The sequence below is a fragment of the Streptomyces sp. WAC07094 genome (assembly GCF_036320405.1).
Classification (GTDB): Bacteria; Actinomycetota; Actinomycetes; order Streptomycetales; family Streptomycetaceae; genus Streptomyces; species Streptomyces lannensis.
In genome coordinates, this window is sequence record NZ_JAVMJZ010000001.1 from 2,166,504 (window position 1) to 2,189,084 (window position 22,581).

A 22,581-nucleotide genomic window follows, 5' to 3' on the forward strand; every position below is an offset into this window, starting at 1 on the left:
CCGTCGTAGGGATGTGAAGAGGGCCTCCGCCCGTCGGGCGGAGGCCCTCTCGCATGCACCGGCCGGCACGTCCGGCACGGTGGGCGTGCGACCCTGGCCCCATGGACGAGGAGAACCTCCCGCTCGTGGTCGTCGACGCCGCCAACGTCGTCGGCTCCGTTCCCGACGGCTGGTGGCGGGACCGGCGCGGTGCCGCGGAGCGGCTGCGCGACGGGATCGTGCGCTACGCCGACGAGGGGCTCCCAGACCTTTCGGGACCCGTGGAGCTGGTGCTCGTGGTCGAGGGTGCGGCCCGCGGGGTGGACTCCGTGCCCGGGGTACGGGTGGAGTCGGCGCCCCACAGCGGGGACGACCGCATCGTCGAACTGGTCACCGAGGCCGGGGACCGCGCCGTCCTGGTCGTCACCGCGGACCGTGAGTTGCGCCGCCGCGTGACGGAACTGGGCGCCCGGGTCACCGGCCCGCGCACGGTGCGCGACAGGGAGCCGCCGGCGGACCGCGGCTAGCACCGGCGTCCCCCGCACCGCGCGCACTTCCGGCGGCCACCGGTCCGGCCATCGGCCTCCGGACGCATCCATGGCCCGGCAAGGGGAAGAAACGGGTACTTTATTGGCCAAAGTGACGTCAGTTGCCGTACTGGCGCAACGTGCTGCTCCGTGGAGCCGACATGGCTTCGGCCACTGCCGCACGAACACCGCCCGTTCGCCCCGGGGTGTCGCACCGGCTCCCCCGCCCTGACGACCACCGCCGAGAGGACGGAGGCGACACGCTCGTATGGCCACTGCCCACTGGCTCTTCGGCGACCAGCTCGGACCCCACTTCCTCACCGCCGGCGCCGAAGGGCCCGCCCGTGACGCGCCGGTGGTGATGATCGAGGCCCGTTCCGTCTTCCGCCGGCGGCGATTCCACCGCGCGAAAGCCCATCTGATCCTGTCCGCGATGCGGCACCGGGCCGCCGAACTCGGCGACCGGGTGCGATACATCCGCTGCGACACCTATCGGGAGGGGCTGCTCGCGGCCGTCGGCGAAGGTCCTGTGACGGTGCACCACCCCACCTCTCACGCGGCCCTGCGTCTGGTCCGGTCCCTCGACGCCGTCACCGTCCTGCCCGCTCGTGGTTTCCTCCTGCCGCACGCGGACTTCCGCGCCTGGGCCGACGGTCACGAGGGCCGGAGCCTGCGTCAGGAGGACTTCTACCGCTGGGTGAGGCGCGGCCGTCACCTGTTGATGGACGGTGACGCTCCCGCGGGCGGACGCTGGAACCACGACCACGACAACCGCGAGCCCCCGCCCAGGGGCGCGCGGACCCTCGGTGCACCGGCGCCGTACCGGCCTCGGGAGAACACCGTCGACGAGGAGGTGCGGCACGACCTGGACCGCTGGGAACGCGACGGCCTGGTGGCCTTCGTCGGGCGGGACGGCCCCCGGCGGTTCCCGGCCTCCCGGCGTGAGGCACTGGCCGCACTGCGGCGGTTCCTCGAGCACCGGCTCGCCGGATTCGGGCCCCACGAGGACGCGATGCTGGACGCCGACCCCGTGATGAGCCACAGTCTGCTGTCGTCGTCGCTCAACCTCGGCCTGCTGCACCCCGCCGAGTGCGTCGAGGGCGCCGAGGACGCCTGGAGGTCCGGGCGGGCACCCATCAACAGTGTGGAGGGGTTCGTCCGGCAGATCGCCGGGTGGCGCGAGTACGTCTGGCAGCTCTACTGGTACTTCGGCGACGACTACCGCCGCAGCAACGCCCTGCACCACCACGCGCCACTGCCCGACTGGTTCCTCGAACTGGATGCCGACGCGGTGACCGCACGATGTCTGGCCACGACGCTGGCCCAGGTGCGCGACACCGGCTGGACGCACCACATCCCCCGGCTGATGCTGCTCGGAAGCCACGCCCTCCAGCGCGGTTTCGACCCGCGGGCGGTGACGGACTGGTTCCACCGCAGCTTCGTCGACGGCTACGACTGGGTGATGCTGCCCAACGTCGTCGGGATGTCCCAGTACGCCGACGGCGGGCGGATGACCACCAAGCCGTACACCTCCGCGGGCGCCTATGTGAACCGCATGAGCGACCTGTGCTGCGGCTGCGCCTACCGGCCGACGGAGCGTGTGGGTGAGCGGGCCTGTCCTTACACGGCCGGGTACTGGGCCTTCCTGCACCGGCACCGGTCCCGGCTGGCGGGCAACGGGCGGATGACACAGGCGCTCCGGGGCCTGGACCGCCTCGGCGACCTCGACGAACTCCTGCACCAGGAACGGGATCGCGGCCAGGACCCACCCTGACGGAACCCCGCGGTCCGCCGTCCCGGCCCGCACCCGTCCACCCGTCCTGCGGGCCCGTCGTCACACGGCGCCCTCACCGTCCCGCCGGCTGCTTCTCCCGCCGGTCGGCGAGAACACTGTGCGAGCGGCCGTAGAGGAAGTAGATGAGGAAGCCGACGACCAGCCAGACGGCGAACCGCAGCCAGGTCTCCGCGGGCAGGTTCAGCATCAGCCACAGCGAGGCGCACACCGACAGGATCGGCACCACGGGGACGAACGGGGTACGGAAGGCCCGGGGCAGGTCGGGACGGGTCCTGCGCAGGACGACCACGCCGACGGCCACCACGATGAAGGCGAAGAGCGTGCCGATGTTCACCAGTTCGGCGAGTTCGCTGAGGCTGGTGAAGCCCGCGACGACGGCGATGACCACACCGAGCAGGACGGTCGGCCGGTGCGGGGTCTTGAACCTGGGATGGACGTGCGAGAAGAAGCGGGGCAGCAGCCCGTCCCTGCTCATCGCGAAGAAGACCCGGGTCTGGCCGAGCAGCAGGATCATGCAGACGGTGGTCAGGCCGACGGCGGCGCCGAAGCTGATCACACCCGCGAACCAGGGATGCCCGATGGCCTTGAAGGCGTCGGCGAGCGGGGCGTCCACGGACAGCCTGCTGTAGTGCTGCATTCCCGTGACGACGATGGACACCCCCACGTACAGCACCGTGCAGATCAGGAGGGAGCCGAGGATGCCGCGCGGCATGTCGCGCTGCGGGTTCCTCGTCTCCTCGGCCGTGGTCGCCACGATGTCGAAGCCGATGAAGGCGAAGAAGACCACGGACGCCGCGGTGAAGATGCCCATCACACCGAAGTTGGAGGGCGCCCAGCCGAACATCAGCTGGATCAGTGGCGCGTGCAGGGAGCCGGCCGCCTCCACCGGCTCCGCCTTCGGGACGAACGGCTTGTAGTTGGAGCCGGTGACGAAGAAGGCACCCGCCACGATCACGATCAGCACCACGACGACCTTGATGGCGACCACCAACTGGGTCACCCGGGCCGAAAGCTTCACACCGACCACGAGGATGGCGGTGAGCACCAGGATCAGCGCGGCGGCCAGGATGTCGAAGCCGAAGCCGTGCGCCCCGTCCCGGCCGCCGAGATGGTCGGGCAGGTGCCAGCCCGCGTTGTCCAGCAGGGAGCGGATGTACCCGGACCAGCCGACGGCGACCACCGCCGTGCCCAGCGTGAACTCCAGGACCAGGTCCCAGCCGATGATCCAGGCCGGCAGTTCGCCGAGTGTCGCGTACGAGAACGTGTACGCGGAACCCGCGACGGGGACCGTCGAGGCGAACTCCGCGTAGCAGAGCGCGGCGAGCGCGCAGACCACACCGGCGACCACGAAGGCCAGGGAGACGGCCGGCCCCGCGTTCTCCTTGGCGACCTTTCCGGTCAGCACGAAGATGCCGGTGCCGATGACGACACCGACGCCGAACACGGTCAGATCCAGGGCGGAGAGGGTCTTCTTGAGCGCGTGATCGGGTTGCTCCGTGTCCCGGATCGACTGCTCGACGTTCTTCGTCCGGAAGAGGGTGCGACTCACGGCTTACCTCCCGCGCTCGGCGTCCTCGACATGATCGAGAGGGGGCGTAAGTGCGTATGCCCCGGCGTGCGGGAGTTCACGCTGACGGGCCGGCTTCGCCACCGTAAAGGATCCGAAGCCGGCCCGGGCGGACCATGCGGTCGCGTCAGTCGCGCGCCGTCTCGACCGGGTCCGCGGCCTGCGCGGCACCCGGGCGGTCGAAGCGCCCACCGTCGAGTTTGGCGACGACCCCGGTGACCTGACGGGCGATGTCCGGCGCGGTCAGGCCGATCTCCGCCAGGACCTCCTTGCGGGAGGCGTGGTCGAGGAAGCGCGGCGGGATGCCGAAGTCGCGCAGCGGCACATCGACTCCGCCGTCGCGCAGGGCCTGCGCGATCGCCGAACCGACACCGCCGACGCGCGAGTTGTCCTCGACGGTGACGACCACGCGGTGCCGCTCGGCGAGCGGGACCAGCGCCTCGTCGACGGGCTTGACCCAGCGCGGGTCGACGACCGTGGTGGAGATGCCCTGCTTGTCGAGGAGGTCCGCGATCTCCAGGCACATGGGCGCGAGCGCACCGACGGAGACCAGCAGCACGTCCGGCACGGGCACGTCCGCCTTGCGCAGGACGTCCATGCCGCCGACCGTGCCGACCGCCGGTACGGCCGGTCCGACGACGCCCTTGGAGTAGCGCAGCACGGTGGGCGCGTCGTCGACGTCGACCGCCTCACGCAGCTGGGCGCGCAGCTGCTCGGCGTCGCGCGGCGCGGCGATCCTCAGGCCCGGGACGACCTGGAGCATCGACATGTCCCACATGCCGTTGTGCGAGGCGCCGTCGTCGCCGGTGACACCGGCACGGTCCAGCACGAACGTCACACCGCACTTGTGCAGGGCGACGTCCATGAGGACCTGGTCGAAGGCGCGGTTGAGGAAGGTCGCGTACACGGCGAAGACCGGGTGCAGTCCACCGGTGGCGAGGCCTGCGGCGGAGACCGCGCCGTGCTGCTCGGCGATACCGACGTCGTAGATCCGGTTCGGGAAGGCGTCCGCGAACTTCTTCAGGCCCACGGGATGGAGCATCGCCGCGGTGATGGCGACGATGTCGTCGCGCTCGCGGCCGAGCCTGACCATCTCGTCGCCGAAGACGGAGGTCCAGCTGGCCGCCGCCGCCTTGATGGGCAGACCGGTGTCGGGGTGGATGGGCCCGATGCCGTGGAAGCGGTCGGCCTCGTCCTGCTCGGCGGGCTTGTAGCCGCGGCCCTTCTCGGTGAGGCAGTGCACGATGACCGGGCCGCCGAACCGCTTGGCACGGGCCAGCGCGGACTCCAACGCCTCGATGTTGTGGCCGTCGATCGGACCGACGTACTTCAGACCCAGGTCCTCGAACATGCCCTGCGGCGCGATGAAGTCCTTCAGTCCCTTCTTGGCGCCGTGCAGCGTCTCGTAGAGGGGCTTGCCGACGACGGGTGTGCGCTCCAGCACCTCCCGGGTGCGGGCGAGGAACTTCTCGTAGCCGTCGGTGATGCGCAGGGTGGCCAGGTGGTTGGCGAGACCGCCGATCGTCGGGGAGTACGAGCGCTCGTTGTCGTTCACGACGATGACCAGCGGGCGGTCCTTGGCGTCCGCGATGTTGTTGAGCGCCTCCCAGGCCATACCGCCGGTGAGGGCACCGTCGCCGATGACGGCGACGACGTGGCTGTCGCGCTGCAGCAGCTCGTTGGCCTTGGCGAGGCCGTCGGCCCAGCCGAGGACCGTCGAGGCGTGCGAGTTCTCGATGACGTCGTGGTCGGACTCGGCGCGCGAGGGGTAGCCGGACAGGCCGCCCTTGGCGCGCAGCTTCGAGAAGTCCTGACGGCCGGTGAGCAGCTTGTGGACGTAACCCTGGTGGCCGGTGTCGAAGAGGACCCTGTCCTTGGGTGAGTCGAAGACGCGGTGCAGCGCGATGGTGAGCTCGACCACACCGAGGTTGGGGCCGAGGTGGCCGCCGGTCTTGGAGACGGCGTCGACGAGGAAGGTCCGGATCTCCTCTGCAAGCTGGTCCAGCTCTTCCAGGCTGAGCCGGTCCAGATCGCGCGGTCCCCTGATGCGGGTCAGCAGCGGCACCCGTGCCTCCTTGCAGTAGAGCTGTGACGAGCGAGCTTTCGCCGGGCCCGTCGAGTCTAATCTTCCGCCTGTGCGGATCACCGGCGGCCCCGGCCTTCCTTGCCACACATTCGGCCGCACACGACCGTGCCCGGCACCGTGGTCGGTGCCGGGCACGGTTCGCGACGGAGCCGGGGCGTCAGGCGCGGCCGGCCGTCTTCTGCGTCTTGCGCGTGATGGCGTCGATGACGACGGTCGCCAGCAGAACACCACCGGTGATCATGTACTGGACCGGCGAGGCGATGCCCTCGAGGGCGAGGCCGTACTGGATCGAGACGATGACCAGCACACCGAGGAGCGCGTTCCACGTGCGCCCGCGGCCACCGAACAGCGAGGTACCACCGATCACCGCGGCGGCGATCGCGTTCATCAGCAGGTCACCGGCACCGGCGCCCTGGTTGGCGGAGGCGATCTTCGAGGCGATGAACAGACCGCCGATCGCGGCGAAGGTGCCCGAGATCGCGAAGACCGAGATCCGGACCATCTCCACGTTGATACCGGCACGCCGGGAGGCCTCGACGCTGCCACCGAGGGCGAAGATCATCCGACCGTACCGGGTACGGCGCAGGACGAAGTCCGTGATCAGCAGCACGGCGATGAAGATCACGACCGCCAGCGGCAGGCCCTTGTACTGGTTGTAGACGGCCGCCACGACGAACGAGAGGACCGCCAGCAGCACCGTGCGCAGGATGGTCTCGCTCAGCGGGCGGGACGGCACGCCGGCGGCCTCACGGCGACGGTTGCCGAAGAACGAGCTGAGGAAGTAGAGCACCGTCACCGCGAGGGCGAGCCCGTAGGCGGCGGCCACGTCGGTGAAGTAGTAGCTGGTCAGCTTGGCGACGAGGCCCTCGCTGTCCAGGTTGATGGTGCCGCTGTCGCCCAGGATCTGGAGCATGAAGCCGTTCCAGAACAGCAGACCGGCCAGCGTGACGGCGAACGCGGGCACGCCGATCTTCGCGAAGACGAAGCCGTGGATCGCACCGGCGACCGTGCCCGTCAGGATGGCCAGGACGAACGCCAGCCACGCCGACATGCCGTGGGTGACCGTCAGCACCGCGAAGGCGGCACCGGCGACACCACTGACCGAGCCGACCGACAGGTCGATCTCGCCGAGCAGCAGCACGAAGACGATACCGACGGCGATCATGCCCGTACCGACCATGGCGACGGAGATGTCGGAGAGGTTGCCCGCGGTCAGGAAGTTGGAGTTCAGGCTCTGGAAGATGATCCAGATGATCGCCAGACCGATGACGACCGGGATCGCGCCCAGGTCTCCGGCCTTGATCTTGCGCTTGAACTCGGTGATGTAGCCCTTGAATCCCTGTTCGCGCACCAGCAGTCGGGGGTCGACGGCGGTGACGGCCTGGGGGGCCGCGTCCGGGTTCTCCACGACGTGGTCCTCGGGAGACGCGGAGGTCTTGTCGATGCTCACTTCTTGATCTCCCCAGTGCTGCGCGCCGCACGACGGGTCACGGCGTTGTCCGTGGCACCGGTGATGGCGGAGATGATCTCTTCCTGCGAGGTCGTCTTGACCTCGAAGACGCCGTTGTTGCGCCCCAGACGCAGCACCGCCACCTTGTCGGCGACAGCCTTCACGTCGGCCATGTTGTGGCTGATGAGGATCACGGCGAGACCGCGCTCACGCAGTCGCTCGACCAGGTCGAGGACCTGGGCGGTCTGCTCGACGCCGAGGGCGGCGGTGGGCTCGTCGAGGATGACGAGCTTCGGCTCACCGAGCATCGAACGGGCGATGGCCACCGTCTGGCGCTGGCCGCCGGAGAGCGAGGCGATCGGGATACGGACGCTGGGGATACGGATCGACAGCGTGGTCAGCAGCTCGCGCGAGCGGCGTTCCATCTCGACCTCGTCCAGGATGCCGTACCGGCGGACCTCCCGGCCCAGGTACAGGTTGCCGACGACGTCGATGTTGTCGGCAAGCGCGAGGTCCTGGTACACCGTCGCGATGCCCAGGCTCTGGGCGTCGTGCGGCCTGTTGATCGTTACGGACTTGCCTTCCCATTCGATGACACCTTCATCGATGGGGTGCACGCCGGCGATCGTCTTGACCAGCGTGGACTTTCCGGCGCCGTTGTCGCCCACCAGGGCGACCACCTCACCGGCGTGGACCTCAAGCTCTACGTCGGTGAGCGCCTGAACGGCACCGAACCGCTTGGAGACCCCGCGCAACGCCAGCACGGGCGTAGCGGACACGTGAATCATCTCCTTCGCCGCCTGACCCGGCGGGAGGTTGTGCAGAAGTTTGTGGGGAATGTTCCGTCCGGCGCCCCGCAACGAGCTTGCGGGGCTGGTGAATGCGGGGCGCCGGAGGAGCCTTCGTCCGCCAGTCCTGAAGGGGAGTCAAGGGTTGTTTATTCCCCCGGAATCCCCCCGGGACCAGGACGGTCGGCCGGTTACTTCAGGCCGAGCTTGTCGCAGGCCGCCTTGTACTGGGCGGTGCAGATGTCCGCGACCGTGTAGACGCCGTCCTTGATGACGGTGTCGTTGATCTTGTCGGCGGTCAGCGACTGGACCGGGACGAGGACCGACGGGACCTGCTTGGTGGTCGGGCTGTCGACCTTGTCCTTGGCGATCGAGTCGAGCGTCTCACCCTGGGCGAGGGCGACGGCCATCTCGGCGGCGGCGTCGGCCTCGGGGGCGTACGGCTTGTAGACGCTCATGAACTGCTCACCGGCGACGATGCGCTGCACACCCGCGAGCTCCGCGTCCTGGCCGGTGACCGGGACCTTGATGCCGGCGGACTTCAGGGCGGTGATGATACCGCCGGCCATGCCGTCGTTGGCGGAGTAGACGCCGATGATGTTCTTCTTGCCGAGGGCGGAGATGGCGCCCTCCATGTTGGCGTTGGCGTTCTCCGGCTTCCAGTCCTTGGTGTCGTACTCCTTGCCGATGTTCACCTTGCCGTCGAGCACCTCGTGGGCGCCCTTCTTGAACTGCGCGGCGTTCGGGTCGGTGACGGAGCCGTTCATCATGACGATCTTGCCGGACTTGGCCTTGGAGCCGAGCGCGCTGAGGAGGGCCTCACCCTGCGTCTTGCCGACGGTCTCGTTGTCGAACGAGGTGTAGGCGCTGATCGGGCCCTGGGCCAGGCGGTCGTAGGCCACGACCGGGATACCGGCGTCCTTGGCCTTCTGGACCGAGTTCTTGATGGCCGCGGAGTCCACCGCGTCCACGATCAGCACGTTGACCTTGTTCGTGATCATCGTGTCGACCTGCTGGTTCTGCAGGCTGGCGTCCTGCTTGGCGTTGGCGTAGACGATCTCGCCCTTGCCGTTCGTGAGCTCCTTGACCTTCTTCTCGATCAAGGGGCGGTCGAACTTCTCGTAACGGGCGGTCTGGTTCTCGGGGAGAAGCAGACCCACCTTGATGGCGTCGCCCTTCTTGGCACTCGGGGACGACGAGGAGGAGTCGCCACCCGACTCCTTGGCGCTGCCACATGCGGCCAGCGCAACGGTCATGGCACCAGCAGCAACGGCGAAGGCCGCACGACGCATACGCGTGTTCACTTCAGAAACCTCCCTGACGAGGCCGCGTCGTTGCGGCCGAGGTGGCTGGAAGTCAACTCGGCCACACGTGCGACGTCAAGAAGTAAATCCTTAACGAGATGGCAACGGTGCCATCCGTTCTCTAAGTGAAGGCAGGGGTTGCCGCGGGAAGCGACCCATCCAAAAGGGTCGAATCGCCCATCTCGCTGAGGGCCAGAGCGAGCGCCCCGAGCACCTCGGCACGGCCTCCGAGAGCACCCGGCAACACCGAGAGCTGGCGTGCGGCGCTGGGGATCGCGTACCGCCCGACCGACTCCCTGATGGGCCCGAGAACCAGCTCACCGGCCTCGGCGAGATCGCCGCCGAGCACCACTCGGCTCGGGTTCAGCAGATTGCAGAGATTGGCGACTCCGCTGCCGATGTGACGCCCGACGTCGGCGATCACCCGGCGGCAGCCCGGATCGCCGTCGCGCGCCAGCCTGACCACGCCCTCCATGGTCAGATCGGTTCCGTGGCTCGGCTGGAGCAGGGGCAGCACATACCGCGCCGAAGCGAACGTCTCCAGGCACCCCCGGTTGCCGCAGCGGCAGACCGGCCCGGATTCGTCGAGGGTGATGTGGCCGATCTCACCAGCCGTGCCACCGGGTCCGCGGTAGATCGTGCCGTCGATCACAAGACCGGCGCCGACACCGCTCGCGACCTTGATGTAGGCCAGGTCCTTGACCCCCCTGCCGCTACCCCAGACGAGCTCTCCGAGGGCGCCGAGGTTGGCGTCGTTGTCCACGTGCACCGGCACGCCGAGCCGCCCCCGCAGCTCCTCGGCGGGCTTGGCGCCGGTCCAGCCCGGCAGGATGGCGGTGGAGCCGAGCGTGCCCGACTCCACGTCGATGGGGCCCGGCACGCCGAGGCCCACTCCCGCGATCTTGGCCCGGTCCACCCCGGTCGCCTCGATCAGCCTGCTGACCAGCCGTTCCGCCCGGTCGAAGCCCTGGTCGGCGGAGGCGTCCACATCGAGGGGCTCGGCCTCCTCGGCGAGCACCTGGTGGGCGAGGTTTCCGATCGCGACGCGCAAATGCGTGTGCCCGAAGTCGACGCCGATGACGATGCCGGCGTCACCACTGAGGGAGACGCTGCGGGCCCTGCGGCCGCCCGACGACGTGGGCGTGACCTCGACGGTTCCGCCGTCCTTGAGTTCCCGAACGATGTTGGAGACCGTTGCCGCGGACAGACCCGTCGTCCTCGCGATCTCCGCCTGCGTGAGGGATCCTGCCAGCCGCACGGCACGCACGACCCGCTCCAGGTTGGCCCGGTGCAGCGATGACTGCGACCCCGGAGTCTCCACGACGACCTCCTGAGCACGGGGCCGCCTCGATGAGGCCCCGCCTATGTCCAACTAGTGAACTCTAAGCTGAGCCGTTCGGGTTGCCTCCCGTCAAGAGGTTGAACTACATCCGGGTCTGTGGACGCGCACGGATCCGATCCTCAAACACGCGTACGGATCTTCGGGGCACGCATGCCGACGCCGCCCCCGGGCGGGGGCGGCGTCGGCCGAGCGAAGGCCTCGGACTACTTCAGGGCGCCGGCCGTGAGGCCCTGCACCACCTGCCGCTGGAAGATGATGTAGGCCGCGAGCACGGGCAGCATGGCCATGACCAGACCGGCGAAGAGACCGGACCAGTCGCCCTTGTAGCCCTGACTGACGGCCAGCTGCACGAGCCCCTGGGTGAGGACGTGCTTGTCCGGGTCGGTGTTGAGCACCGTCGGCAGCATGTACTGGTTCCACTGCCCGAGGAAGTTGAAGATCCCCACACTGATCAGACCGGGTTTGGCCATCGGCAGCATGATCTGGAAAAAGGTCCGGCTGTGCGAGGCACCGTCCACGAACGCGGCTTCCGCGACCGAGGTCGGCAGGGTCCGGAAGAACGCGGTCAGGAAGAACACCGTGAACGGCAGGGAGTAGGCGATGTAGACCAGGATGAGCCCGTGAATCGTGTTCAGCAGTCCCATGTTGTTCACGACGTAGAACAGCGGGACCAGGGCCAGCATGATCGGGAAACTCATGCCGCCGATGAACAGGAAGTAGATGAAGCGGTTTCCCGGAAAATCGAATCTGGCCAGCACATACGCCGCCATCGAACCGAGCACCAGGGTGCCGATGAGCGAACCTCCCACCACAAGGACGGTGTTGAGGAAGTAGTCGCTCATGTTGGCGTCGGTCCAGGCCCGCGCCCAGTTGTCGAAATGCAGTTTGTCCGGCAGTGCCCAGGGCGAGCCGAAAATGGAGCTGTCGTCCTTGAAGGACGTCATCACCGCCCACAGCAGCGGCATGACCACCATGATCGCCCAGAGGACGAGGATCCCGTGCGAGAAGGCATTGAGGACGGTTCCCTCCTTCTTCTCCTTGGGCGCCTTCCCGGGCGAAGTGCCGATCTCGGCGACGGGAAGACCGGACTCGGCCGGCACGGGGGCGGAGGTGTCAGTCGTCTTCATGTGATCAGAACTCCAGCCGCTCGCGTCGGCCCAGCCGCATCACGACGGCCGCGAAGGCGAGCGTGACGACGAGCAGGGCGACACCGATGGTCGTGGCGTATGCGGCCTGACCGTCCCGGAAGGCCTTCTGGTAGACGTACAGGACCATGACCGTCGTCGAGTAGTCGGGACCGCCCGGTCCCGTGGTCATGATCTGTACGACCGCGAACGACTCGGCGCCGAGGGCGAGGATGCCCATGTACACCCAGCCGGACTGCACGGTGTCCCAGAGCAGCGGCAGGGTGATCCGGAAGAACGTGGCGATCCGGTCGGCGCCGTCCAGCAGCGCGGCCTCGTACAGATCCGTCGGTATCGACGCCATACCCGCGGAGAACAGCACCACGAAGAAGCCGACCGTCGACCAGACGAGCACCGCCATGACGCACCACAGGGCGAGACTCGGGTCGCCCAGCCACAGCGGTTGCAGGCTGTCGAGTCCGATCCCGCGCAGCAGCGAGTTGATCGCGCCGCTGTCCGGGTTGTACGCGAAGGCGAACAGCAAGGACACGATCGCGATCGACAGCACCTGCGGGAAGAAGTAGACGATCTTGTAGAACGACGAGCCGCGGACACCGGAGATCACCGGGCCGCCCCTCCGGCGCCGCCCGCCCACGTTGATCATGAAGGCGAAGAACAGCGCCAGGGTGAGCGTCACCAGCGGCAGCACCAAGGCGAACAGCAGGCTGTGCTGCAACGACTTCCAGAAGATCTCGTCATGGAGCATCCTCTTGTAGTTGTCGAAGCCCACCATCTTGAATTCGGGGCTCAGGCCGGTCCAGTCCGTGAACGAGTAGTAGATGGACTGGATGAACGGCCAGACGACGAAAAGCCCGTACAGCCCCAGGGGAACCGCCAGGAACCCCACGATGAACCGGTACTTGCCGTGCTGCATTGCTACCGACCCCGTTCTCTGGGCGGGTGTTGCCGCTGGTGACGGACCCTCACTGGTGCTTGTAGTGCTTGATCGACGAGTCCTTGGCCGCCTCGTCGGCGAAGCCCTGGATCTTCTGGATGGCCTCGGCGGGGGTGAGACGGCCGGCCATCATCTCGCCCAGGCCGGACACGCCGATCTTCTCCTTCTGCAGCTGCACGTACCAGTCCTGGAGGCGCGGGTTCACGACGTTGTCGCCGGCCTTCTCCAGCGCCGCGACACCGGACTTCAGACCCGGGGTGAGGGTGATGCCGTCGGTGCCGCCGTTGTACGCGGTCAGGGACTTCACCTTGGCGGTGAAGTTCTTCGAGGAGGCCTCGCTGAGCATGATGCGCAACTGCTCCATGCCGCCCGCGGCGTTCTTCGCCTTGGCCGGGACGATGAAGGGCTCGCCGCCGGAGGCCCAGATGGTGCCGAACGGCATCTTGTCGGAGCTGTCGAGGCCGGTGGGGGCGGAGACCGCGAGGTTGAAGTCGCTGGGGATCACGTTCGCGGACTCGTTCTCGACCCAGGAGCCGTTCGGGATGAACAGCGCCTTGCCCTTGGCCCAGGCGGTCTGCGACTGGATGTGGTCGAGGCCGGGCGTCCCCTTGAGGACGTAACCCTTCTTGTAGAGCTCGTAGTAGGCCTCGAAGCAGGCCTTGACCGCCGGGTGCTTCCAGGCGTTGGGCTCCAGGTTGTCGATGGCGTCCAGGACCTCGCGGCCACCGACCTTGCCGATCATCGGGTACAGCGAGAAGGGGAGGTAGTACGGGTACTTGCCCGCGTACGTCCAGCCCGCCATGCCCTTCTTCTTGGCCTTCTCGCAGACCTTGAGCATCGCGTCCCAGGTCTCCGGGTACTGCTCGTCGAGCGAGTCGAGGGCCTTCTGCGAGTACCAGACGCCGTACACCGTGTAGGCGTAGTACAGGATCCAGACCGGCTTGCCGTCGAACTGGCCCATTTCCACGATGCCCGGACGCAGGGTGTCGCGGACTTTCTTGGAGGGGTCGTCGTACGACGCGGCGTCCAGCAGCGGGGTCAGGTCGGCGAGCTGGCTCTTGCCGACGAGGACGCCCATGTCCATCTGCTCGGCGCCGGAGTTGTCGATGAGGTCGGGCGGCGTGCCCTGGTTGAAGCGGGGCTGCAGGGTGGACTGGATCTTCTGGGTGGCGGAAAACTTGACCTTGGCCTTCGGGAAGTCCTTCTCGTAGATCTTGACCGCGTCCTCGGCGTACTCCTTGCCGAAGCCGCCGTCGAACAACACGAATTCCATCTGCGCCGTGTCATTGACGGCGAGCGGGTTCTTCGCGGTCTTCTTGCCCGATTTGGCCTTCCCCTGATCGTCGCCGCCGCCACTGGCGCAGGCGGAAAGGAAGCTCATCGCGGGGACGGAGATCAGACCGAGCGCGGCGGACCGCCTGATCAGATCACGGCGTCCGACGCCTGCGGTGGTGGAGTTCTCGCCGGAAGTGGATCCCATGCTCAAGTCCTCGCCTTCTCCAGGACTCAGGCGGTGAACCGGATCCTTGCCGGCACCGCGGTGATGGTGAAGCTGGGGTCGTGCACGAGGGATTCTGTGGGGCGCACGGCAGTTGTTGATTCCCGAAACAGTTCGCCGCCTCCCATTCCCCCGGTCGTGCCTGCCCACAGCCGTCAGGCCGCAGAAGACGGCTGCTCCGGACGCCGACAGGTATAGTCCACTTCCCGCCAACTGGGCAAGATCGAATGCAAGGTTGACTCTTTGCTTTTCCGAGTTGAGACCTCTCGGAAATACGGGATGCCCGTGCGCTTCCAGAACGGCATATCCGCCGCATTGAGCCCGAATGCCACACTCAACACCTTGACATCACCGGCCACTTGGCCACCTACTGGTTCCTCGCGCAGCGGAGTAGACAACGTTGTCCAATTTCACAGCGCAGGGAGGGTGCTCGCGTATGCAGCACAGATCTCGGCAAAGATGGGCCCCGACGGCGGTCGTCGGGGCGGCCGCCCTGGCGTTGCTCGTAGGGGCACAGGGCGCCTCGGTGGCCCTGCCCGCCCGGGCGGGGAGCGCCGACCGGGAGTTCGCCTCGTCGTTCGAGACGGACGATCCGGCGCCGACATGGCTCAACACCGTCGACACGGCGGCGGACGGTTCGAAACGGGCGTCCGGCGTGGACGGTGCGTACGCGACGGGTATTCCGGGCAATGTCACCGATGAGGTCACCGATGTCCGGGCCAGCGCCGAGAACTCGGGCTCCGGTGAGGTCAAGGAGAACCTGATCGACGGCGAACCGAGCACCAAGTGGCTCACGTTCGCGCCGACGGGCTGGGTGGAGTTCGACTTCGAGGCCCCGGTCAAGGTGGTGACGTACGCGCTCACCTCGGCCAACGACGCCGCGGAACGGGACCCGGCGGACTGGACCCTTCAGGGCTCCACGGACGGCAAGGACTGGAAGACCCTGGACACCCGGACCGGCGTGTCCTTCGACGAGCGGTTCAGGACGACGTCGTTCGATCTCGCCGCACCGGCCGAGTACCAGCACTTCCGGCTCGACTTCACCAAGAACCACGGGGCCGACATCCTCCAGCTCGCCGATGTGCAGTTCTCCACGGGCGACACCACCGATCCCACGCCCAAGGACATGCGCACGCAGGTGGACCGCGGCCCGATCGGCTCCCCCACCGCCAAGGCGGGCATGGGCTTCACGGGCAGGCGCGCGCTGCGCTACGCGGGGACGCACACGGCGGACGGCCGTGGGTACTCGTACAACAAGGTCTTCGACGTGAACGTGGCCGTCCAGCGGGACACCCGGCTGTCCTACCGCATCTTCCCGTCGATGGCGGACGGGGACCGCGACTACGACGCCACGAACGTCTCCGTCGACCTGGCCTTCACCGACGGAACCCATCTGAGCGGCCTCGGCGCGCTCGACCAGCACGGCTTCCCGCTCACCCCCCAGGGGCAGGGCGCGGCCAAGGTCCTGTATGTGAACCAGTGGAACAACGTGGTCGCGCGGATCGGCTCGGTCGCGGCCGGCAAGACCGTGGACCGGATTCTGGTCGCCTACGACTCGCCCAAGGGACCGGCGAAGTTCCGGGGCTGGCTGGACGACGTCTCGCTGAAGACGGCCCCACCGGACAAGCCCAAGGCACATCTGTCCGACTACGCGCTGACGACCCGCGGCACCAACTCCAGCGGCGGCTTCTCCCGCGGCAACAACTTCCCCGCGACGGCCGTGCCGCACGGCTTCAATTTCTGGACGCCGGTGACCAACGCGGGCTCGCTGAGCTGGCTGTACGACTACGCCCGGGCCAACAACGACGACAATCTGCCCACCGTCGAGGCGTTCAGCGCGAGCCATGAGCCCAGCCCCTGGATGGGTGACCGGCAGACGTTCCAGGTGATGCCGTCGGCCGCGTCCGGCACGCCGGACACCGGCCGGGAGGCACGGGCGCTGGCGTTCCGGCACGAGAAGGAGACCGCGCGCCCGTACTACTACGGGGTGACCTTCGAGAACGGCCTGAAGGCGGAGATGACGCCGACGGACCACGCGGCCGTACTGCGGTTCACCTACCCCGGTGACGACGCAAGCGTGATCTTCGACAACGTGACCGAGCAGGCCGGGCTGACCCTGGACGAGGACAAGGGGATCGTCACCGGCTTCTCGGACGTGAAGTCCGGGCTGTCGACGGGTGCCACACGGCTTTTCGTATACGGCGTGTTCGACGCGCCCGTGACGGACGGCGCGTCCTCGGGGGTGAAGGGGTACCTGCGCTTCAAGCCGGGCGCCGACCACACGGTGACGCTCCGCCTGGCCACCTCGCTCATCAGCGTGGACCAGGCCAAGGACAATCTGGGCCAGGAGGTCCCCGACGGAGCCTCGTTCGAGGACGTGAAGACACGCGCCCGGAAGGCCTGGGACGAACTGCTCGGCAAGGTCGAGGTCGAGGGGGCCACGACCGACCAGCTGACGACGCTGTACTCCTCGATGTACCGGCTGTACCTGTACCCCAACTCCGGTTTCGAGAAGGTGGGTTCGGCCAATCAGTACGCGTCCCCCTTCTCCCCGATGACGGGTCAGGACACCCCCACCCACACCGGGGCGAAGATCGTCGACGGCAAGGTGTACGTCAACAACGGGTTCTGGGACACCTACCGGACGACATGGCCGGCGTACTCGTTCTTCACTCCGAAGCAGGCCGGTGAACTGGTCGACGGATTCGTGCAGCAGTACAAGGACGGCGGCTGGACCTCGCGGTGGTCCTCGCCCGGCTACGCGGACCTGATGACGGGCACCTCCTCGGACGTGGCGTTCGCGGACGCCTACGTGAAGGGCGTGAACTTCGACGCGGAGGCTGCCTACGACGCGGCGGTGAAGAACGCCACGGTCACGCCTCCGTCGTCCGGGGTGGGCCGAAAGGGCATGGCGACCTCGCCGTTCCTCGGCTACACGAGCACCGCCACCGGTGAGGGCCTGTCGTGGGCGATGGAGGGCTACGTCAACGACTACGGCATCGCGAAGATGGGCCAGGCGCTCTACGAGAAGACCCACAAGAAGCGCTACAAGGAGGAGTCGGCGTACTTCCTCAACCGCGCCCAGGACTACGTCGACCTCTTCGACACGAAGGCCGGCTTCTTCCAGGGCCGTGACGCGCAGGGCGACTGGCGGGTGGACTCCGCGAAGTACGACCCGCGGGTGTGGGGCTACGACTACACGGAGACGAACGGCTGGGGCTACGCCTTCACGGCGCCGCAGGACAGCCGGGGCCTGGCGAACCTGTACGGCGGCCGTGCGGGGCTGGCGGACAAGCTCGACGAGTACTTCGCGACGCCCGAGACGGCGTCACCGGAGTTCGTGGGCTCCTACGGCGGTGTCATCCACGAGATGACTGAGGCGCGCGACGTCCGGATGGGCATGTACGGGCACTCCAACCAGGTCGCCCACCACGTGATCTACATGTACGACGCGGCGGGCGAACCATGGAAGGCGCAGGCGAAGGCCCGTGAGGTCCTCTCCCGCCTGTACACCGGCAGCGGGATCGGCCAGGGGTACCACGGCGACGAGGACAACGGCGAGCAGTCGGCCTGGTACGTGTTCTCGGCGCTGGGCTTCTACCCGCTGGTGATGGGCAGCGGCGAGTACGCCATCGGGTCGCCGCTGTTCACCAGGGCGACGGTGCACCTGGAGAACGGCAAGGACCTGGTGATCAGGGCGCCGAAGAACAGCAGCCGCAATGTGTACGTCCAGGGCGTGAAGGTGAACGGCAAGGCGTGGACGTCGACGTCGCTGCCGCACAGCCTGCTGGCCAAGGGCGGGGTGCTGGACTTCGACATGGGTGCCCGGCCCTCTTCCTGGGGCACCGGGAAGACGGCGGCGCCGGTGTCGATCACCCAGGACGACAAGGTCCCCTCGCCCCGTGCCGACGTGATCAAGGGTGACGGAGCGCTCTTCGACAACACCTCGGCGACGGAGGGCGCCGTGACGAGCGTGGACCTGCCCGTCGCGGAGTCCGCCAGGGCGGTGCAGTACACCCTGACGTCCCCGGCGGACCACACGAAGGCGCCCACGGGCTGGACCCTTCAGGCGTCCAGGGACGGCACGCAGTGGACGACGCTCGACCGGCGCTCGGGCGAATCCTTCGCATGGGACCGGCAGACGAGGGCGTTCTCGATCCCGGACACCGGCTCCTACACGCACTACCGCCTGGTCCTGAGCGGTCAGGCGACCCTGGCGGAGGTGGAGTTGCTGGCCTGACGGCCTGACCCGCCGCACACGGGACAGGGCGGGCGCGGAGTTTCCTCCGCGCCCGCCCTTCTGCGCCCCGCCCGTGCGCGGACGGGTGCCGCCGAATCAGCCTTGCGGGTGAACAGCCTTGACATCGTTGTCCATTGGGGCGGTACAGTCATGTACAGACCAGTCGGACAACGTTGTCGCCATCAGGGCGCACACCAGCCACGCATCACCTGGTCCGGCTCCCTCCCCCGGGCCGGCCCGGCTCGCGGACCGGGTGGCTCACACACCGGCCACCCGGTCCGCCCGGAGTGCCCCACCGCGCCTGTCGCGCGGGCGTACCCGACGTGCGGTCGCGGAAGCCTCGTCAACTCCTGACGCGCCGCTCCCTCGTGCGCGACCCGGACGCGGTCACCCCATCCACCCCTCGCCCTGCGTCCGGACGACGGTGCGACGGCAACCCGAGTCCGGTCCGAAGCCGCCCGGCGTCACTCGTGGGAGCGGTGTTCGCCGCTCCAGGGGGCGCACAGGGCAACCGGAGTGCTCCCCTGGTCATCTACCTGTACGAGCGCGGTGAACTGGGAGAGGGCAAGCTGTGCACGGTTCCGCTACGGACGGTGGCCGCAGAGCGGGCACCGCCGTTTCCTGGTGGGCGGCCGCGGTGGCGAACCTCCTGATCGGACTTGCCGCCATCCTCCCGGGCGTGTGCCTGCGGTGGCTGCTGACCAGATACGCGCTGATCTCCTGCACCGACGGGTTCGGCTGCGTCAAGGTTTCGCCGGACCAGGCGGTCGGGATGACGCTGGGCGCGGTGCTGGGCGGCGCCTTCGTCCTCGGCATGATCCTGGTGGTGGACGTCCTGATGCCGTGGCAGGAGGGCAGGCCGCTCAACCTGTGGCTCGGCATGTCGGCCCTGGTCCCCGCGCCGTTCGCGATCGCCCAGGCCGCGGGATGGATCTAGAGCAGGGGATCGGACCGCGCCGAGCGCGCGGCGCCCGCGCGGGGCTCCGCGTACCCCCGCCGGAACGGCGCAGGGCCGCAACCCCGTTGCCGGAGTTGCGGCCCGATGACCTTGCCGGTCCGCCTACTTGCGGATCAGGTTGCGCAGCACATACTGCATGATGCCGCCGTTGCGGTAGTAGTCGGCCTCACCGGGGGTGTCGATGCGGACGACCGCGTCGAACTCGGCACCGGTGTCGGTGGTGACCTTGACGGTGCGCGGCGTGGTGCCGTCGTTCAGCTCGGTGACACCCGCGATGGAGAAGGTCTCCTCGCCGGTCAGACCGAGGGACTCGGCGCTCTGGCCCTCCGGGAACTGGAGCGGCAGGACGCCCATGCCGATGAGGTTCGAACGGTGGATGCGCTCGTAGGACTCGGCGACGACGGCCTTCACACCGAGCAGCGCGGTGCCCTTGGCGGCCCAGTCGCGGGACGAGCCGGAGCCGTACTCCTTGCCGGCCAGGACGACCAGCGGGATGCCCTGCTCGATGTAGTTGCGCGAGGCGTCGTAGATGAACGACACCGGCGCGTCGGCCTGGGTGAAGTCGCGGGTGTAGCCGCCCTCGGTGCCCGGCGCGATCTGGTTGCGCAGGCGGATGTTGGCGAACGTGCCGCGGATCATGACCTCGTGGTTGCCGCGGCGCGAGCCGTAGCTGTTGAAGTCGCGGCGCTCCACACCGTGCCCGGTGAGGTACTTGCCCGCCGGGGTGTCGGCCTTGATCGCACCGGCCGGGGAGATGTGGTCGGTGGTGACCGAGTCGCCCAGCTTCGCGAGGACACGGGCACCGGCGATGTCGGTGACCGGGGCCGGCTCCATCTGCATGCCCTCGAAGTACGGGGGCTTGCGGACGTAGGTCGACTCCGCGTCCCACTCGAAGGTGTTGCCGGTGGGGATCGGCAGCGCCTGCCACTGGGCGTCACCGGCGAAGACGTCCCGGTAGGACTTGTTGAACATGTCCTCGCCGATGGCGTTGGCCACGACGTCGTTGACCTCGGCCTCGGACGGCCAGATGTCCGCGAGGTGGACCGGGTTGCCGTCCTGGTCGGTGCCGAGGGCGTCCTTGGTGATGTCCACCTTCATGGAGCCCGCGAGGGCGTACGCGACGACCAGCGGCGGGGACGCCAGGTAGTTCATCTTGACGTCGGGGTTGATCCGGCCCTCGAAGTTGCGGTTGCCGGACAGCACCGAGGTGACCGCGAGGTCGTGGTCGTTGACGGCCTTGGAGACCTCCTCCGGCAGCGGGCCGGAGTTGCCGATGCAGGTGGTGCAGCCGTAGCCGACCAGGTTGAAGCCGACCTTGTCGAGGTACGGGGTCAGACCCGCCTTGTCGAAGTAGTCGGTGACGACCTTCGAGCCCGGGGCGAGGGTGGTCTTGACCCACGGCTTGCGGGTCAGGCCCTTCTCGACCGCCTTCTTCGCCACCAGGGCGGCGGCGACCATGACGTACGGGTTCGAGGTGTTGGTGCAGGAGGTGATGGCCGCGACCGTCACCGCACCGTGGTCGAGGGTGTAGGTCGTGCCGTCGGGGGCGGTGACCTGGACCGGGTTCGTCGGGACGCCGTTGGAGGAGGCCGGGGCGTCGGAGGCCGGGAAGGACTCCTTGCCCGCCTCGTCGGCGGTGTCGACGTAGTTGCGGACGTCGACCTTGAACTGCTCGGCGGCCCCCGCCAGGACGATACGGTCCTGCGGGCGCTTCGGGCCGGCGATGGAGGGAACGACGGTGGACAGGTCCAGCTCGAGCTTCTCGGAGAAGTCCGGCTCGGCCTTCGGGTCCAGCCAGAGGCCCTGCTCCTTGGCGTAGGCCTCGACGAGCGCGACCTGCTGGTCGGAACGGCCGGTCAGGCGCAGGTAGTTCAGCGTCTCGTCGTCGATCGGGAAGATCGCGGCGGTGGAGCCGAACTCCGGCGACATGTTGCCGATGGTGGCGCGGTTGGCGAGGGAGGTGGCGGCCACACCCTCACCGTAGAACTCGACGAACTTGCCGACGACACCGTGCTTGCGCAGCATCTCGGTGATCGTGAGCACCAGGTCGGTGGCGGTGGTGCCGGGCTGCAGCTCACCGGTGAGCTTGAAGCCCACGACGCGCGGGATGAGCATGGAGACCGGCTGGCCGAGCATCGCGGCCTCGGCCTCGATACCGCCGACGCCCCAGCCGAGGACACCGAGGCCGTTGACCATGGTGGTGTGCGAGTCGGTGCCGACGAGGGTGTCGGGGTACGCCTGGCCACCGCGGACCATGACCGTGCGGGCCAGGTGCTCGATGTTCACCTGGTGGACGATGCCGGTGCCCGGCGGGACGACCTTGAACTCGTCGAAGGCGGTCTGGCCCCAGCGCAGGAACTGGTAGCGCTCCTTGTTGCGGCCGTACTCCAGCTCGACGTTCTGCTGGAAGGCGTCGTTCGTGCCGAACTTGTCGGCGATGACGGAGTGGTCGATGACCAGCTCGGCCGGGGCCAGCGGGTTGATCTTCGCCGGGTCGCCGCCGAGCTCCTTGACGGCCTCACGCATGGTGGCGAGGTCGACGACACACGGAACACCGGTGAAGTCCTGCATGATCACGCGGGCCGGCGTGAACTGGATCTCCTGCGACGGCTGGGCCTGGGAGTCCCAGTTGCCGAGGGCGCGAATGTGGTCGGCGGTGATGTTCGCGCCGTCCTCGGTGCGGAGCAGGTTCTCCAGCAGGACCTTGAGGCTGTACGGCAGGCGGGCCGCGCCCTCCACCTTGTCCAGCCGGAAGATCTCGTACGACTCGTCGCCCACCTGCAGCGTGCTGCGGGCGTCGAAGCTGTTCGCCGACACGACAGTCTCCTTCATTGATGTGCGCGTACCACCGCATCCTGCCGCCACGACGGCCTGGCCGATCCGCTAAGGTAAGGCTAAGTTAGGTAACCCTTACCAAGCCCGGGGCTGCGGTGCGCCTCGGCAGATATCTCGATGTCGAGATAACTCT

Annotated in this window: 14 protein-coding genes; 4 read left to right on the forward strand and 10 right to left on the reverse strand. The window is 68.1% G+C overall.

Going from position 1 to position 22,581, the window contains the following annotated elements; translation table 11 throughout:
- The first annotated feature begins 101 nt into the window (after positions 1-101).
- Both RCR19_RS09495 and RCR19_RS09500 read left to right on the forward strand, forming a co-directional pair.
- On the forward strand, positions 102-506 hold the full coding sequence (locus RCR19_RS09495; protein WP_331264744.1) for an NTP pyrophosphohydrolase: 405 nt from the start codon (positions 102-104) through the stop codon (positions 504-506).
- Positions 507-774: 268 nt separating this feature from the next.
- Entirely contained in the window at positions 775-2,280 is a 1,506-nt protein-coding gene (locus tag RCR19_RS09500) for a cryptochrome/photolyase family protein (protein WP_331264745.1), read from the forward strand.
- A 73-nt stretch (positions 2,281-2,353) separates the two neighbouring features.
- On the opposite strand, the gene RCR19_RS09505 is transcribed toward RCR19_RS09500, so the two are convergent.
- The 9 genes from RCR19_RS09505 to ngcE all read right to left on the reverse strand — a co-directional run bounded on the left by RCR19_RS09505 (position 2,354) and on the right by ngcE (position 14,397).
- Positions 2,354-3,850, reverse strand: coding sequence for an amino acid permease (locus RCR19_RS09505; RefSeq protein WP_331264746.1), 1,497 nt, complete (start codon positions 3,848-3,850; stop codon positions 2,354-2,356).
- 145 nt (positions 3,851-3,995) lie between these two features.
- Complete coding sequence (gene dxs, locus RCR19_RS09510) at positions 3,996-5,933, reverse strand: 1-deoxy-D-xylulose-5-phosphate synthase (RefSeq protein ID WP_331264747.1); 1,938 nt, start codon at positions 5,931-5,933, stop codon at positions 3,996-3,998.
- Positions 5,934-6,111: 178 nt separating this feature from the next.
- Complete coding sequence (locus RCR19_RS09515) at positions 6,112-7,404, reverse strand: sugar ABC transporter permease (RefSeq protein ID WP_331264748.1); 1,293 nt, start codon at positions 7,402-7,404, stop codon at positions 6,112-6,114.
- Positions 7,401-8,192 carry an ATP-binding cassette domain-containing protein gene (locus RCR19_RS09520; protein WP_331264749.1) on the reverse strand — a complete coding sequence of 264 codons (792 nt, stop codon included), beginning with the start codon at positions 8,190-8,192 and terminating at the stop codon, positions 7,401-7,403. Before RCR19_RS09520 ends, RCR19_RS09515 begins: the two co-directional genes overlap by 4 nt.
- Positions 8,193-8,383: 191 nt before the next feature.
- Positions 8,384-9,484, reverse strand: a complete 1,101-nt coding sequence (locus RCR19_RS09525; RefSeq protein ID WP_331269393.1) for a substrate-binding domain-containing protein — start codon at positions 9,482-9,484, stop codon at positions 8,384-8,386.
- A gap of 133 nt (positions 9,485-9,617) precedes the next feature.
- A complete protein-coding gene (locus RCR19_RS09530; protein WP_331264750.1) occupies positions 9,618-10,817 on the reverse strand; it encodes an ROK family transcriptional regulator in 1,200 nt (399 codons plus the stop codon).
- A gap of 224 nt (positions 10,818-11,041) precedes the next feature.
- Positions 11,042-11,965, reverse strand: coding sequence for a carbohydrate ABC transporter permease (locus tag RCR19_RS09535; RefSeq protein WP_331264751.1), 924 nt, complete (start codon positions 11,963-11,965; stop codon positions 11,042-11,044).
- Positions 11,966-11,969: 4 nt separating this feature from the next.
- Complete coding sequence (locus RCR19_RS09540) at positions 11,970-12,896, reverse strand: sugar ABC transporter permease (protein ID WP_059132202.1); 927 nt, start codon at positions 12,894-12,896, stop codon at positions 11,970-11,972.
- 49 nt (positions 12,897-12,945) lie between these two features.
- Complete coding sequence (ngcE, locus tag RCR19_RS09545; protein WP_331264752.1) at positions 12,946-14,397, reverse strand: N-acetylglucosamine/diacetylchitobiose ABC transporter substrate-binding protein; 1,452 nt, start codon at positions 14,395-14,397, stop codon at positions 12,946-12,948.
- Positions 14,398-14,851: 454 nt separating this feature from the next.
- Between ngcE and RCR19_RS09550 the strand changes: the two genes are divergently transcribed.
- On the forward strand, positions 14,852-18,655 hold the full coding sequence (locus RCR19_RS09550; RefSeq protein ID WP_331264753.1) for a GH92 family glycosyl hydrolase: 3,804 nt from the start codon (positions 14,852-14,854) through the stop codon (positions 18,653-18,655).
- A gap of 571 nt (positions 18,656-19,226) precedes the next feature.
- Positions 19,227-19,592: a hypothetical protein gene (locus tag RCR19_RS09555; protein WP_331264754.1), complete on the forward strand. Its 366-nt coding sequence runs from the start codon at positions 19,227-19,229 to the stop codon at positions 19,590-19,592.
- A 123-nt stretch (positions 19,593-19,715) separates the two neighbouring features.
- Here the strand turns inward: RCR19_RS09555 and acnA are convergent, their stop codons facing one another.
- Complete coding sequence (gene acnA / locus RCR19_RS09560; RefSeq protein ID WP_331264755.1) at positions 19,716-22,430, reverse strand: aconitate hydratase AcnA; 2,715 nt, start codon at positions 22,428-22,430, stop codon at positions 19,716-19,718.
- Between the last annotated feature and the right edge of the window lie 151 nt (positions 22,431-22,581).

Coding starts and splice junctions, on each gene's coding strand:
- ngcE (WP_331264752.1), bottom strand. CDS start 14,397: ATGGGATCCACTTCCGGCGAGAACTCCACCACCGCAGGCGTCGGACGC.
- RCR19_RS09540 (WP_059132202.1), bottom strand. CDS start 12,896: ATGCAGCACGGCAAGTACCGGTTCATCGTGGGGTTCCTGGCGGTTCCC.
- RCR19_RS09550 (WP_331264753.1), top strand. CDS start 14,852: ATGCAGCACAGATCTCGGCAAAGATGGGCCCCGACGGCGGTCGTCGGG.
- RCR19_RS09500 (WP_331264745.1), top strand. CDS start 775: ATGGCCACTGCCCACTGGCTCTTCGGCGACCAGCTCGGACCCCACTTC.
- RCR19_RS09525 (WP_331269393.1), bottom strand. CDS start 9,484: ATGCGTCGTGCGGCCTTCGCCGTTGCTGCTGGTGCCATGACCGTTGCG.
- RCR19_RS09535 (WP_331264751.1), bottom strand. CDS start 11,965: ATGAAGACGACTGACACCTCCGCCCCCGTGCCGGCCGAGTCCGGTCTT.
- RCR19_RS09495 (WP_331264744.1), top strand. CDS start 102: ATGGACGAGGAGAACCTCCCGCTCGTGGTCGTCGACGCCGCCAACGTC.
- RCR19_RS09520 (WP_331264749.1), bottom strand. CDS start 8,192: ATGATTCACGTGTCCGCTACGCCCGTGCTGGCGTTGCGCGGGGTCTCC.